The sequence below is a fragment of the Bradyrhizobium sp. UFLA06-24 genome, assembly GCF_054967145.1.
Map to the genome: position 1 here is coordinate 11,851 of NZ_JADFUE010000076.1, position 15,241 is coordinate 27,091.

The window sequence follows — 15,241 nt, forward strand, 5'->3', positions numbered from 1 at the left end:
TCGTTCACCTGAGTGTGCTTTCTCTCGGTCTTCCACGATCTGGGACCACACTCCTGGCTCATTTGCTGAAGCTCCATCCAGACATTGTGGCTCCGCCTGAACCCTGGTTAATGTTGGCGCTCGAGGCGTTTGGCAAGGTGGATCGGCGCCATCCGGGGGGCAGCGCACTGATTGAGGCCGCAACCTCCGAATTCTTAGGACGGATAGACCGCGCGATCGTTAGCCGCGCTTTTGCAGAAGCAGCATACGATCAGTATCTGGCAGAAGCGGGTAAGCGCATCATCATAGATAAGACACCACGCTATGGACGGTCCTTGACTTTGTTGAATCCGTCTATCCAGAAGCGCCACACATCCTTCTGATGCGCAATCCCTACGCCATCGCCGCTTCATTGAAATCGACCTGGGATTCCATGGCGGGCAGACAGCTCGCAGCCGGTCAGCGTTTCCAGTCTCACTGATCTCATGCTTCGTCTGCCCGATGGCATAATATCTTCACTCCCCGATTTGGTTTTGGGTCTTCCTAGGCTCGCCGAGCAACGTACTCGCCCGCAGGCCCATTTGGTGCAATACGAACTGCTCGTGGCGCGTCCGGACGAGGAAATCCAACGTGTACTGACAGGGCTCGGCTGTGATCCAGATGGCGTCGCATCGGCTAGCATAGGACGAGCAGATTATCTTCAAGCCAGCAGCTTTGGGGATCGAAAAAACGTGGAACGAAACGCCATCCACGGAAGCTCAGTCAAATCACGGCAATCTCAATTGTGCGTCGAGGAGATGCAAACCGTGACCGATCTGGTCGGTGCCGAGCTTTTGCTGGAACTCGGATATGAGCAGGAACTGCTGCATGCCCAGAAATCCGGAGTTCTAGACAGGGGGCGGGAGGTAACTGAACCCTATCGCCGTATATTCCGCACCTGGTGGGATATGCGAAGTACCAATGCGGGAGGATTGCCCGGCTCATCTTACGCTGGAGAGCCGGTCCACACTGCTTTGAACATTTCGGAGAACCGAGACGTGGCTATCGAGACGTTGCGAGGGGAGGTCCCGCGGCTTGAGCAGATCCTCAGCATCTCCTAAGGACGCTGGCGATGGTAACGTCTGGCAAGCTTTCTTCCCTTTTTGGCCGCCGCTCGTCGGCGAATACCTTCGGCGTAGGCCTGTACCTTCGCATCGCGAGGCAATGCTGTCACGAACATGCGCCATCCTGAGCTACGAAGCCCCGCCGCGTGTTCGGGTCATGCTCCGTTCCGCCTTTCCTGGTTGATCGCCATGAAGGCGCCATAGGCGCAGCCGAAAAGGAAGCGAAGCTCATCCTTGGCAAGCGACAGAGATGATCACTTGATGATCCGCTCTGGTCAACCGCTGGCGTGCTCGACCGCGCCCGTAGACCACGTCGGACGCGAGCTCGCATCAACGAGCCGGCCTGCAGAGGAGAGAGCAGGACAAGTACGAAGTGCGACCGTCGTCCAACCAGAGTGCCTCATCGGCGAGGTAGTTGCGCGCAACGAGCGCTGGGATGCCGGCAACTTTTGCTCGCCGCCCACGCCTTGGAACCGCCGTAAAACCGCACGCTCACCGCCGCCATATCGCTCGGTGAGACGTCCCGCGGCGAAGCGGCGTTAAGTAACTGAGATGCTGAAAGCCCAGGAATCGCTTCCAAGATAAAGCGCGCAACTTCATTGGACTTGGCTCGACGTACTCCCGGCAAATCGAGGCGACATGTTGTGTCACAAGGCCGCTCGCCAAAAGGTGTCGAACTGATTCCTGCTCGCGCAAGCATCCAAGATCGCTGGATCGCCATCAAGTGTGGCTCGCCGCGGGCTGCCAACGCCGCTCCATTGCGAGCGCAATGACGTGACACAACAGCTATGGCGGAAGGTTTAAACCGTCATGCACAGCATCCAGTAGGATCTCGCCCGGGCTGCCGAGAAGCTTCGTACCTCCATATGGCTCTTTTGGCCGGATTGCACGTAAACGGAACGATCCCGTCATTTCTCCGCAGAATCGCGCTCGCACGCGGAATACTCACGCTCGATCCAGATCTAACGTTCAAACTATTGAACCTCGCTGTGAATCCCTCGTACTCCGCTGCTTGCGTCGACTTGTCGTTGCCAAACGGGAGTACGTGAGGAAAAGTCCCGCGAGAAAAATTCCGGAGAGGGTTGAAACGCCCGTAACGTCAAGTTGTACGATCTTCGAGCTCGCCCAGACAGCCATGTGCGTCCCAATCCCTCCACGAGCGACGGAGTGAAAATGTATCAAGTCCCAAGCAAACGCATTGGACACCCGCTGCGAACGAAGACTATCGAGTGTGCCTGCCTATCGTCCGGGCGCGACGATCTAGGCTGCATCGCCTTTCTGGCGGCAAAGCTTGCCTGACTGGGCAGTCTTACAGGTAGACCGCCGGCCGACCGGCGCCTCATAGCGCCAGAGGCGACCACGCCCAAGCCTGCACATGCGTGACAGTTGGATGAGAGCGAGCGTCGGCGCCCACTTGCGCCCGAGCGTTCAGCGCAAAAAGGCTATCTGGGAGGTCTGAAACGCATCAACGGGGAGCTTTGTGAAGGATTGCTCTCCATCCGCAATGAGAAATTGAAGGTTGTCATCCGGCGGCCTTTTGGAGCGGTCGACGCGAAACGAGACCGCGTTTTAAGGCGCTTCATTCGAAGCTATCGATGAGGAAGGCATACGCGCGCCTCCGGGGCGATGGCGCGCGTACGGCAGGTCATCGACGAACACAATGTAGGAGGAATGGTTTGACAAGACAGCGCTCTTTGCTGACGCCTGGTCCATTGTCGCTATCGTTGGCGGTGAAGAGCCAGATGCAGCTTGATCTTGCATCTCGCGATGACGAGTTCAAGGAGGTGACCGCCTGCATGAGGCGGCTGATGCTCAACTTGCTGGGAAACGCTAAGGACTATTCGGTGGTGCCCATTCAAGGAGGGGGCTCCTTTGCAATGGAGGCTGCCCTCTCTTCATTTGTGTCCCGAGCCGACAGGCCGCTCGTCTGCGTAAACGGCATCTATGGCGAGCGTGTTCTACAAATTTTGCGGCTGTGGGGGGTCGAAGCGCTGAAGCTCGTCAAGCGCGCAACCGATCCTTTGGATCCGCAAGAAATCGGCGAGTATCTGAGCCGAAATCCTGGCGTTACGCACCTGTGTTTCGTGCATTGTGAGACGACAACCGGAATCGTCAACCCTCTGCAAGAGATCGTGGAAGAGGCGAGGCGTTGTGGCGTAAAAACCATCGTTGATGGAATGAGTTCCTTCGGCGCTCTCAATATCGATCTGAGCCAGCGTGGACCAGACGTACTGGTCACATCGAGCAACAAATGCATAGAAGGGCCGCCGGGAGTAGCGTTTGTAATTGCGTCGCGCGAGCTGCTGGAGAATGCGGCTCAAGAACCGAGATCGTTTGTGCTCGATGTGAGAGATCAATGGCGCTCGCTCGAGCGCACGGGTGAGTGGCGGTCGACCCCTCCCACCCACATCGTTCAGGCAACGACAATGGCTTTGAAGATTCTGCATGAGGAGAGCATTGATGCCAGACGCTTCCGGTACGAGAAGGTCAGAGACGACCTCATCAAGGAACTCGAAGGGACAGTGTCTCCGCTGCTGTCCCCCGAGTTGCAGTCGCCGGTCTGCGTTGCGTTCAGTGCGCCGCCCGGCATAGTAGACCAGGAAGGATTCGATGGGCTGTATCGCCACTTGGCGGCCCACAATCTTTACGTCTACTCGAAGCTGCACCTTGCGACGCGAAGCTTTCGCGTCGGTTGCATTGGGGAAATCCAATCCAGCTGGATTGAGCGGTTGGGATGCGCTTTTCGTTCATATTTCCGGTCCGGTCAGGCCCGGTCAGCAAGGCCGGCGCCGGACCAAGAGGCATATGCCGCGCGCGTAAAGATGCCGGCTCAGGCAGTTGGAGACCGGCAGCTGCCGTTTTCCGCCGAGACTGCTGTTCTGCATGCGGGTTATCGGCGCGACCCGGTGACGAAAGCCGTCGCAGTGCCGATCTACCAGAATACAGCTTATGAACTCGATGGCGATCTCAACCACATCGCGGACGTCTACAACGTCAAGGCCGATGGGTTCACCTACACGAGGATTATCAATCCCACGACCCGCGCGCTCGAGAAGCGCTACGCCGCTGTCGATATGGGCAGCGACTCGCTCGCCGTTGCGTCAGGTCAAGCGGCGACGTTCCTTGCTATCGTCAATCTTTCAAGTGGCGAAGTAGGGGACAATGTCGTTGCCTCTCCATATCTATATGGCAATACCTGGAACCTGCTCCACAACACCCTAAAGCGTTTGGGAATCAGCGTGAGGACAGCAGATCCTCGAAGGCCCGAGACGTTCGAGCGAGCGATCGATGATCGCACCATCTGCCTGTTCGGAGAGGTAATATCGAATCCCTGTCTGATTCCGCTTCCCGTTAAACAGCTTGCGGAGATCGGCCGGAGGTACGGCGTGCCTCTGGTCGTAGACAACACGACTACGCCGCTGATATGCCGGCCGTCAGACCTGGGCGCTGCAGTTACAACGTACTCTGCAACAAAATATATCTCCGGCCACGGCACGACCCTCGGCGGACTAATCGTTGACAGCGGTAAATTTAGCTATCGCGGAGCTTCTCGCTTCCCCTTGTTCAATGGTCCCGACGAAGCGCATGGCGGAATTGTCTGGCACAACGCCGTGCGCGATGTCGATGACCTAGGAAAGAGCGAGTTTCTCCTCAAGGCTCGCATGACCTGGTTACGCGATACCGGTGCAGCCATCTCCCCGTTTGCGAGCTTTCAACTGATCCAAGGGCTTGAAACGCTGCCGCTTCGCATGAAGCAGCACTGCGCCAATGCCAGGATCGTGGCTGGAGTTCTAAAGGAGCATCCAAAAGTGCGTCGGGTGTTTTACCCGGGTCTCTTCGAAGGCGCCGATCGGGAAATCGTCGAACAGACACTCAACACCGCATATGGACACGGGGCGATGGTCATGTTCGAGGTGGAAGACGAACTGGCCGGGCGAAAGTTCATCCAGAACATTGACTTGATGTATCACGTTTCCAATGTGGGAGACGCCCGCACGCTCGTGACTCATCCTGTCTCGACGACTCACACCACCGTCCCGCGGGAAAAGCGCGAAGCCGCCGGCATATTTGGCGGCTCAATCCGGCTTTGTGTCGGCATCGAAGATGTCAATGACATCTTGCGCGATCTGGACAAGGCGCTTTCCGCAATCTGACAACCTGCAAGGCAATTAGGAAGAGGTTCTCATGAATCAGGCAGACGCTTGGAAACTGAGGTCATCACGCTATGAGGCCGTTCAATTCAGCCGGGAGATCAATAAGCAACTTTCGGAGCTAAGGCCCGACAACATCACAGGGGCCGCCTACATTGCGAAAGATTACGCTGTTATCGCAGCGTGCACGCTTGCGACCGTGTCTGTTTCGTGGTGGCTCTACCCGCTGGCCGTTCTCCTGATTGGTGCCTATCAGCGCGGATTGACAACCATCGCTCACGATGCAGCTCACCGCACGCTCGCGAAGAACACCACCTGGAATTATGTTCTTGGCATTCTGTTCGCCTCCTATCCCTTGTTCCAGCGACACTGGGCCTATCGGATCTCACATGTCTACTTGCATCATCCCTATCTCGGCGACCCCGACAAGGATCCCGACCTGAAGTTTTTCCTGGCCAGCGGCGTTTATGACGTGCAGCGTCCAGAGAGATACGCTTTCAACATCATCTGGAAGCCGATCTTCGGCGGCGCGACAGTGGCCTATCTGAAGTATCTCTGGACCAACCGGTTTTCGGTCGAAGATACCGAGGATCAGAGCCGCTCAGGCATACTGATTGACAGGTATGGCTTCTATCTCTTCTGGATCAGCATCTTGGCCGGGTCATATGTTCTTGGGCTGCTCCATATTGTCGTCCTGTTCTGGATCGTGCCCTATCTCACCACATTTCAGGTCCTCGGCTGGTTCATCGAACTCGCCGAGCACTCGCCAATGTGCGAAAACGAGACGCAGAACGTCTATCTCACCAGAAATCGGAAGGGAAGCTTCCTCGAGCGAGCCATTCTTGGGCAGAATCTAGATGAGTACCACCTTGAGCACCACCTTTCGCCCGGTATCCCGTTTTGGCTGTTGCGCAAGGCTCAGAAAATCCGAATGCAGGATCCGAACTACGCGAAGGTCGCCGCGACTTGGGGCGGGCTCTTTGTCAAGGGGCCTCAAGGTCAGCCTAGCGTCATAACTCAGCTGAAAGAGCGAAATCGACGGCTGTATGAGCAGTCCGTTGCCGCCGTCCGGACGCGGGGCCAGGTGGCGTGAGTCTGCAACAGCCCGAGCGCGCGCGAGCCGTTGTCGGCGTCACTTCGAACCGCCTTCTGGTCGACGGTGTGCATCGCGACTGGTTACGCCGTAAGTACGTGCAGGCACTCCATCGTCATGGGGGAGTTGCTTGCGTCGTATTGCCGACCGTCGACGCGGAAGATGCTGGGGAGGCGTTCGCCACGGCCATCATGCGCCGGCTGGACGGTGTGGTCTTGACAGGTGATGAATCGAACGTCGACCCCGCCGTCCTGTCAGCGCCTGCATCCTTAGTTGATCCTGATCGGGACGTTGAGGCTGGGATCCTTGACCGTCCTAGGGACCGGCTTTCTGCCGTAGCCATACAGAGCGCCATCGCGCTCGGAATGCCTATTTTGGGCATCTGCCGTGGGCTTCAGGAGCTCAACGTCTATTTCGGCGGCACACTCCGCCCATCGCTTGCGGAGTGGAGCCTCGAAAGCGGTGCTATGCATGCCGAGAAGCCAGACCGTCCCAGGGACCGTCAGTACGATGCCGCGCACAGCGTCAGGATATCTTCCGACGGCGCGCTCTTCCCAATCGCCCGGACGATCGAAGCCCAAGTCAACTCGCTGCACAATCAAGGCATCGAGGCGCTTGCCCCGGCGCTGAGGCGGGAGGCGTGGGCGCCTGACGGTCTTGTTGAGGCGGCTTCGGTGATTGGCGCGCCGACGCTGCAAATCGGGGTGCAATGGCACCCCGAATGGCACGTCTCAACCGATCTCCTCGGCAAGCAACTCTTCAAAGCATTCGGAGAGGCCTGTGTTGTGTACCGCGGAACGAAGAATCACTAGGGCAGATCGTGAGATTTCAAACCAAACGTGGTCAGTACAGGCCGAAAGTTGAATGCCTCAAAATCGATGCGCGCGGCCCGGTCCCTGCGAGGGCCGCGCCCCGTCGCGCGGGCACGGGAAGGGTAGACGATTGACGAATAGGTTCGCGCTGGGAGTGCTCTTTGTGGCCCTCTATGTCCTCGTGAGTGCGGCAGGCGAGGTTTATGCCGCAGCGTATTTTCAGCGAGCAGATGCGTTCGTCGCGCTCCTGCTGTCATTTACCGTGGTTTGTCTGACGTTCAATCTCTTGGCGCGCCACGACACAAGCAAGGCAGGAGTGGGGAATCGGTCCCTTTTGGTCTTCGCCGTACTCAACGTCGTGACAGCAATCAGCTGGATCGGCCTATTTATCGGCTTGAAATACGTTGAACCTGCGATCGTCGTCGCGTTCATGGTGGCGTTGGGGCCCACCGCAACTGTGTGGCTAAACGCCGTGATCAGGCGCCAGGGAGTTCCGCCAGCATCCGACATCGTCGTCAGCGCTTCGATCGCGATGATCGCGAGTTACATGATTTGGATCTCGGCCAGCGGCAACGCAGGCGTGGAGTGGGGGGCTCGATCGTCCTTTGGAATAGTCTTGGCCATCGTGGCCGGCCTATCGCTCGCCCTCACAAATGTACTTGTCAAACTGCTTTTCGACCGTGGGTTTTCCGGCCGGCAAGTGCTGGCGCATCGGTTCTATGGAACGATTATCTTGCTGCTGGGACTGGTGGACTATTCATCCATCGTGCCTGAGATCTCGCAGCATTGGTTTGCGATCGCAGCAGTTGGCGTTTCGACGATGATCGTTCCTTTGCTCTTGATCCAGCAGGGCATTCGTTACGTCGAGCCCTTCACCGTCAACATGGTCCTGTCCACCGCCCCTATCATCACCTTCCTGTTCCAGTACTTCGATTCTCGCATCGTGCCTTCGTCACATACGTTCCTTGGAAACATTCTCATTACGGCTGTCGCCGTCAGCAACATCTACTTGCAGTATCGGAGATCCGCATGAAAGAACGGAATTGTGTAATCGTAGACGCGTACTCTACCGGCCGATATCTACCGGAACAGTTCAAGCGCTATGGCATTGGAACCGTGCATGTGATGTCGGCCGCACAGATTCCACCCATATTCCAAGCGCACTTTGATGCTAACCTGTATGATGAAGTCATTCGCCCCAGCGAGCGCATGGGGTATGACGACATCGTTGAATATCATCTTCAGGCCCTCCATGGCAGAGAATTTGAGTTCGTTATCGCCGGCTGCGAGTCTGGAGTCGAACTCGCCGATTCGTTGTCGGAGCGGCTGGGCTTACCTTCAAACGGCACCGCTCTATCGGCTGCTCGGCGTGACAAAGCGCGATTGTCTTGCGCGCTGACCTATGCCGGTGTGCGATCGATCAGACAAGTCGTGTCTGACAATGCTGTAGAAATCGCAAGCTGGAAGCGCGAAGCGAACTTCGACGAGATCGTGATCAAACCTCTGAACAGTACGGGAACCGAGGATGTATTCTTTTGCACGACAGATGCTGACATTCAGCGGGCACTAAGCGCGATTGTCGGGAAGACCAACCGTGTCGGAGCGTTGAATCGTTTTGCCCTCGGGCAGGAAAAAATAAACGGTCAACAATACACCGTAAACGCCATCTCGATCCACGGGAATGCCTTCGTTACGGAGGCCTGGACGTATGACACCGTTCCTATCGAGCGAGCATCATCGGTCTGTTCACTCGAGAGATTGTTGGACGGCAGCGAACCAATCGTTCAGGAGCTGTCCGACTACCTGGAACGAGCGTTGCAGGCGCTTCAGATCGCCGAGGGACCGGCTCATGCTGAGATCATCGTCGATCATCGGGGACCAGTTCTGGTTGACTTCGGAGCGAGGCTTCAAGGGACCATGTCGGCAAAAGCACGAACGATGGCGTTGGGGCACAACCATATGACCCTGACGGCCTGGTGCTACGCAGATCCCAAGGGCTTTGGTGAATATATGAGGCTGCGCGGGCCCTACAAGCGGCAGGCTCACGCACTTTGCGTCTCGTTGATCTCAGATATGGGCGGTGTCGTCGCCGGTTACCCGGGACTCGAAGCAATCCGCAAGCTGCCGAGCTTCGCAGACGCCATTGCATTCGTTCCGATTGGTCAAGAGCTTGTTCCCACGATCGACTTGGCGTCGACACCGGGCATCGTTTATCTCGTGAATAGCGACTTGACTACGCTTGAGAATGACTATCGCAAGTTGCGAGCAATGCGGATGGACCAGGTGTTCGATTTAGTGATGCAGGATCGCGACTAATGCCAACTGATCCCAGGTTCACCGGAGCGAATCCAGCCCGCGCGGCGATGGTCGGCGTCAGCGACTTCGATGGCGTTCTGCGAGGCAAACACGTCTTAGGTGAAGATCTCTCGGATGGAGATAAAGTTATCAAGTTCTCTGAAGCGGTGCTGGCGTGGGATTGTACGGACCGGGTCATTCCGGCGAGTTTCACGCAAAAGCCGCTATCAGCGTTCGGAGATGCTGACCTGCGTATTCTATCAGGCACCGGCCGTTCGGTGTCTCATCTCGGCTCTCAATATCTCTACCTCGCGGAGTTCACGGGCGCGCATGAGAACATCTGCCCGCGCGGCGTTCTGCGTAAGGTCCTACGAAGGGCTGCTGACCACGGATACGACTGCACTGCCGGGTTTGAGTTTGAGTTTATACTATTTAAGGAGAACGCAGACACGATTGAAGAAAAGCCGTTCGGTGAATGGGCTCCTTTAACTCGCGGCCCGTTCGGCTACTCGATTGCGCGCTCTATCGCGCAACATGAGCTGTTCGGTGAGATCTTGGCGCTTTGTGAGAAGGCTAGAATACCTCTCAGCGGACTACACTTTGAAACGGGACCTGGCGTGGTCGAAGCGTCACTTCGTCATTGTGATGCGCTGGAAGCCGCCGATCGAGCAACCATATTCAAGTCGATGATAAAAGCCTGGGCGCAAACGCGAGGCATGATGGCTACATTCATGGCCAAGGTTTCCGAGAAATGGCCTGGCCAGTCCGGCCATATTCACATCTCCATGTCCTCGGATAGTCAAAATGCGTTTTACGACGGTGATGCGTTCGGCAACGTCTCCGATCTTATGAGGCAATTTATCGCCGGACAACTAGAATACATGAATGAGTTCTGTGTGCTCGCTGCGCCAAACTTCAACAGCTACAAGAGATTGGTACCTGGCTCCTGGGCACCAATCTGTCCAAGCTGGGGAGTCGACAACCGCTCCTGCGCGGTTCGCGCCATTCCGGGAGAGCCATCTGCCCATCGCCTGGAGTATAGGCTGCCTGGCGCAGACGCGAACCCATATCTCGCGCTAGCATGTGCGATTGGTTCGGGAATATTGGGCGTCGAGACAGGTCCGGCACTACCGGCTTCGATCGTCGGTGATGCAAGCGTGGAAATGTGTCGTCCGTCCGCGAGACTGCCTCAAAGCCTATCAGAGGCAACATCTCGGTTTGCAGAGTCTGCAGCGGCCAGTGATGTCTTTGGAGAAAGGTTTGTTGGAGCGTTTTCTTGCTCGCGCCATTGGGAGTGGCAAGCCGTTCAACATCGGGTCACCGACTTTGAACGTCGGAGATACTTTGAGATCATTTAGCTTGGGCTCTTCGACAGTTCTGGAGATCATTCTTCTGGCCGGTGCCGGCAGGGCTACTGCGGGGGTCTGTGCCGCTAATGTTGGAGTTCATGCAGAGAAAATGTGCGTTACTCGTAGCGTTGAAGACGCCCGGCGCTTGGTTTGAGGTGTGATCTTTTCAATCAAACTTATAGGAGGCCTGAAAGAACGTACCCCAGCGCTCCATGCTGTACTTCGCGAATATGGCCGGATCACCGACGCAGCCGCTGCTGCTGCACAAAGAGTCGCCCCGCTTTTTGGTCCACATGGACCAGTAGCGCCCGCCGACGCCGACGCTGAAGTTCTTGGTGAAGAAGTAGGACAGCACGCCTTCAACCTGGACGCCGCCGCCACCGTTGCCCCGCTGTTCATCGAAGGTGGTCTCGTCGCGCAAGAGATGGTGGTCACGCCCTTTGAAATCGGTCCAGGACAGGTAGGCGACATCGGTGTTTAAGCGCCAGCGCTCAGAGAGCATGGTTTCGGCGCTTAGGCCGACACGAGGTGCATTCCCCTGAGTATTCTGGCTGCCGATGATAGTGTCTGGGTTCGCCGGACAAGTGTAGCGGGGGTGGGCAATCTGCGTTCAACCGATGGAGTCGGAACTCTGTTCGTAGTAGGTCCAGCCGATAAATCCGCCGACCTTGTAGTTGGCGCCGCGCAGGAAATCGTAACCTAAGTCTGCGGTAAAATAGGTGAACCGTCCGTTTCGTTGCCGTGATGCGTTGTTGATATAGGAGAGTTCCCGATCGGCGAGCCAATCTTCATTGTTTATGTTTCCTTTATCGAAGCGCCCGAGGCCAATGTTGCCCTTCAGGAACACTCCCGATGGGCTGTCGACACGGCCAAATAGCTCTCCCGAAAGTCCGTCAAGGCCATGATAGGTGAGCCTCGATACAAGGACGCTGGGGTCTAGAGGCAAGTAGGGCGCTACACTGTGGTCCCATTGGAATCGTCCGCGGCTGAGCCAGAGCCGCGATCCGCCTTCGAACGACCAACCATCTGAATAAGCAATCGGCGGCGCGCCGACTGGAGCCTTCGCGTACTGCGGCACATAGGACCATTGCGCCGTCCACGGGTCGGCGCCAAAATGGTAATTCAATCCAATCTTTCCGATGTGATAGTTGCTGGACGGGCTCGTTGTGTTCGCCGGAACAATTGCGAACGGCGGACCCTGCACCGTCGGAGGTGTCGCGACACTCGGGCCACCGAAATTCAGATAGTCATACTCAGCTGCGACCGACCATGCGGGCGTAAGCGCCTGCTCGACGCCCAGCCCGATGATGCCACCGATGCGACCGTAGTCGAAATGGGTTTTCTCCTGTGGCACGAGTCCGCCTTCATGGTTATTGATGACGTCGCCCTGATTGTTTTGCCAAGCTGCACCTCCCTTGAGATAGGCCAGCGTGCCACCCGACGCGCCAAACGTGTAACCGACACGACCGGTCGCTGTGGCAAAGATGTTCGGACCTGCCTTGCAGTTTGCACTCACGACAAAGCCGGACGACGCGAGGCAGGTATTTGTGCCGTCTGAGACAGCACCGCTGACATCGAGTTCGACGCCAAACACCCAGCCGTTCTTCTGCCAATTGTAGCCGATCTGGCCACCTGCGAGGAACGTCGGCGTATCGACTATGCCGCCATAGATTGACGGACCGTAGGGATTGCTGAAGGAGGTTCGGCCGTACCCGCCGCCGACGTGTCCACCAATATAGCCTCCGGACCAGTTCCACACCGCCGCGGGCAGTTTCACTTCCGGCTCAAGGTCTGCCGCATTCGCCGCACCATTTGCGACGAGCGCAATTGTCGTGGCTCCCAAAAGAAGAACTCCAGGTCGCATTCAACACGTCCCCTGCAGTTTCTCGGTCCATAACCGAGCGTCCATAAGCTATCGCCGCAGCAAACCGTCGGGGCGGAGCAGACGCTAACAGCGACACGCGCCGAGTCCGTCCCGAAGACCATCGCGCTGCGATTGGTGATGATGCCGCAAAGAGAGCAAGTCGCGTGCCGAAGTGAATTCGCAGGCTTTGCGGGCACTTCGTCGCGGCGTGTATCGTCAAGCTGCTGACATTTGTCTCAATACCGACAGCCGCGCGGCCACTGCCCCACCAATACTTGGCTAGCGCGGTGTCATGGGCCGAAGCGCACGATGCGCCGGTCTCACTTTGGCTACCGGAAGCCTTGCTGCCTCAACAGGTGGAAAGACAGTGCGGAACGGGCTCGTCGCTTCGAAGATATTTGAGATCGATCTGTGCTCCCGAGCGCTCTCATCGAGAGCACTCTTCATTTGACGCCGCTCTAGTCTTCAGACGATATCCTTGCTCCTGCGGGTTGGGATCGAGGCTCTCACAGGTCTCTCCGGCGATTACACGTTCTGCGTCACTCCACAGAGTATCGGCACTGGCGTGTTTTCGGGGATAGATTGCGGCCCCTCTATACCAGCTCATCGGCTGTATCATTTATTGCGGTGTAGATTTCGTCGAGGTCTGCCGCTGTGACGCAAGACGGGGGCACGACGTAGATCGTATTCCCCAAGCGGGCGCAGCAGTAAATTTCGATCGTTTAAGAACGCCAGAAGCGGCACGCGAACGCGTAAGCCGACCGGGACCGATATTGGCGAGGTATCCTTCGTCAGCGACTTTCAGTTTAAGTTCTGTGATTCCAGTGAACCGCGCGGACCTGTTTGCTGACGCGGAGATCGCCTTGCGCGGCCGTCGTCTCGTAGAGCGCGTATAGTTGGGCTAACGCAGCGCCGGTCAGGTCGTGGAGATCCGGCGCCTCCTCCGGCGAGAAAAGCGTCCACGGGCGCTGAACCCGAGGTATGCAGCACGGCGGTGATGCGGATACGTGCGCCGAGATGCTCGGGATTTGCCGGGATGATCGTCATCGGCTCGGAAGCCGCGTGGAACAGCAGGCCATAAGTGCCGATCGCACCCCATAATCGGCAACACTAGAGTCTAGCGAACCTGAACCCGCGGTAAGCGCGCCGCAGGCAAGCGGACGACGAGCTGGCTGTCCGTGATGTCGATGACTTCCTTGCGCTTTCTCCCGTCATCGTACCGCAATTCGAACGACACTCCCGATCCAGATGGGGCAAAGGGCTCAGGCGTAAGGCTGATCCACCCCGCCCCCAAATTCAGAATGATCGGTCGATCCGCCCGGAATCGCGCGTCGAGCAGCACCAAGTCCAATCGAAGAGACTGGAGCCGCACGTTGAGCCGTCGCCGCACGCCATCACGTGGCCAGATACGCAGGGTGTGAGCGAACGTCTCCATGATGCCACCGTGACAAACCTGCCCAAAGATGGGATCGTCGGCAACGATCGTCGCAGCAGCGCGGACCGCCCCACAAAATCCCAGGTCGATCTCGCACGAGTAATACCACGTTCCACGGTGATGCGGCTGACCGAGCCATGTGGTGCCGCTCGGCGCCGGCTCGAAGCCGCCACCGGCCGCGCCGTCATTCTCCTCGCCCGGATACCAATAGCCATGACCCGCCGACGCAGGGCCGCTGTTCAGCAAAGCCCACGCGCTGAGTTGTGAGGCATAGCCGAGACGAAGGAGCGGATGCGGGTCGTCTGCATCGTTCAGCGCATGATCAAGCAGCGCCCAGCCACCCATCTGCGCCATGTAAGTCAGCGTATAGGCGTCGCCCGCAGTGTGGCGATAATCGCTGCCCAGATAGTAATAAGCAGGTTCCAGCCAGCCACGGCAGAACAGATTTGCAGCGATCTGACGCTCCGAGAAGGCACGCGCCGCCGCCTTCGAAACCCCCATGGCGACAGGGTCGTCAAGGGCCGAGCGCGCCAGTGCCTGCGTTGATTCGAAGGCTGTGGAATCGAACGGATATTCAGACTTGAACAGGTCCGCCTTCGGATCGACGAAGGCGCGCACCTTACGCGCCCAGTGCGCCTCCAACGTCGCCGCCTCGCGCGTCAAGCCCGCCGTCGTGAGCGCCGAAACCAGTTCGGGGATCACACATTCGTTGTAGAAGCCGGTGCGGTAGGCAGACCACATCACCACGCGCATCGGCACCGTGAACATGGCCAGCGCCGTACCGTAGGCGCGTACCAAATAATCTCGTGCGCTCTGGCGGGTGGGTATCGCGGGATGGTCACGCGCGATGCGGTGCATGGCCAAATACATCGCGAAGATGTGCGGATAGTCATAAGGCCGCCAGATATGCAGGCGACCCTTCGGGCCGGGATCGCTGCTTTCCCTGTTCTGCTTCCAATCGGGTATGCCGTAGAGGCCGTAGGCGTATGCCTCCTGTGTGGTACGTTGCAGCCCGCCCCAGACGAACGTGTCTATATACCGATCCAGCGCCGCCACTTCCGCCACATCAGGATGCTCGGCATTCTTGGTCGCGAGGTAAGCGGGCTTGCTCAGCCCGGGATCATCACACGTCACCTCGTAGATGCGCCAACCCTTGATCC

At 57.7% G+C, this 15,241-nt stretch carries 11 protein-coding genes and 1 pseudogene; 8 read left to right on the forward strand and 4 right to left on the reverse strand.

Annotated elements, in window-relative coordinates:
* Positions 1-14: 14 nt before the first annotated feature.
* From IF809_RS33615 to IF809_RS33650, 8 genes are all read left to right on the forward strand, one after another.
* On the forward strand, positions 15-362 hold the full coding sequence (locus IF809_RS33615; RefSeq protein WP_011084869.1) for a sulfotransferase: 348 nt from the start codon (positions 15-17) through the stop codon (positions 360-362).
* A 201-nt stretch (positions 363-563) separates the two neighbouring features.
* The gene (locus IF809_RS33620) at positions 564-1,079 is read left to right on the forward strand and encodes a NoeE-like protein (protein ID WP_244442032.1); all 516 of its coding nucleotides are present in this window, start codon (positions 564-566) and stop codon (positions 1,077-1,079) included.
* A 1,745-nt stretch (positions 1,080-2,824) separates the two neighbouring features.
* Positions 2,825-5,236: a 2-aminoethylphosphonate--pyruvate transaminase gene (locus IF809_RS33625; RefSeq protein WP_014497776.1), complete on the forward strand. Its 2,412-nt coding sequence runs from the start codon at positions 2,825-2,827 to the stop codon at positions 5,234-5,236.
* Between the two features lie 31 nt (positions 5,237-5,267).
* Positions 5,268-6,326, forward strand: coding sequence for a dhydrorhizobitoxine desaturase (rtxC, locus tag IF809_RS33630; RefSeq protein ID WP_011084875.1), 1,059 nt, complete (start codon positions 5,268-5,270; stop codon positions 6,324-6,326).
* Positions 6,323-7,138 carry a gamma-glutamyl-gamma-aminobutyrate hydrolase family protein gene (locus IF809_RS33635; RefSeq protein ID WP_011084876.1) on the forward strand — a complete coding sequence of 272 codons (816 nt, stop codon included), beginning with the start codon at positions 6,323-6,325 and terminating at the stop codon, positions 7,136-7,138. The genes rtxC and IF809_RS33635 overlap by 4 nt, the downstream gene beginning before the upstream one ends.
* A 163-nt stretch (positions 7,139-7,301) precedes the next feature.
* The gene (locus IF809_RS33640) at positions 7,302-8,171 is read left to right on the forward strand and encodes an EamA family transporter (RefSeq protein WP_223153700.1); all 870 of its coding nucleotides are present in this window, start codon (positions 7,302-7,304) and stop codon (positions 8,169-8,171) included.
* On the forward strand, positions 8,168-9,454 hold the full coding sequence (locus tag IF809_RS33645; RefSeq protein WP_011084878.1) for an ATP-grasp domain-containing protein: 1,287 nt from the start codon (positions 8,168-8,170) through the stop codon (positions 9,452-9,454). The genes IF809_RS33640 and IF809_RS33645 overlap by 4 nt, the downstream gene beginning before the upstream one ends.
* Positions 9,454-10,791 carry a glutamine synthetase gene (locus IF809_RS33650; protein ID WP_011084879.1) on the forward strand — a complete coding sequence of 446 codons (1,338 nt, stop codon included), beginning with the start codon at positions 9,454-9,456 and terminating at the stop codon, positions 10,789-10,791. The genes IF809_RS33645 and IF809_RS33650 overlap by 1 nt, the downstream gene beginning before the upstream one ends.
* Before the next feature lie 157 nt (positions 10,792-10,948).
* Here IF809_RS33650 and IF809_RS33655 read toward each other — a convergent pair whose 3' ends face one another.
* The 4 genes and pseudogenes from IF809_RS33655 to IF809_RS33670 form a co-directional block, all read right to left on the reverse strand.
* Positions 10,949-11,284, reverse strand: coding sequence for a hypothetical protein (locus IF809_RS33655; protein ID WP_014497773.1), 336 nt, complete (start codon positions 11,282-11,284; stop codon positions 10,949-10,951).
* A gap of 108 nt (positions 11,285-11,392) precedes the next feature.
* Positions 11,393-12,646 carry an outer membrane protein gene (locus tag IF809_RS33660; RefSeq protein ID WP_011084880.1) on the reverse strand — a complete coding sequence of 418 codons (1,254 nt, stop codon included), beginning with the start codon at positions 12,644-12,646 and terminating at the stop codon, positions 11,393-11,395.
* A 936-nt stretch (positions 12,647-13,582) separates the two neighbouring features.
* Positions 13,583-13,726: pseudogene (locus tag IF809_RS33665) on the reverse strand (IS91 family transposase); the annotation flags it as partial.
* Between the two features lie 37 nt (positions 13,727-13,763).
* A partial coding sequence (locus tag IF809_RS33670) for a DUF5695 domain-containing protein (protein WP_462839697.1) occupies positions 13,764-15,241 on the reverse strand: 1,478 nt, incomplete at its 5' end.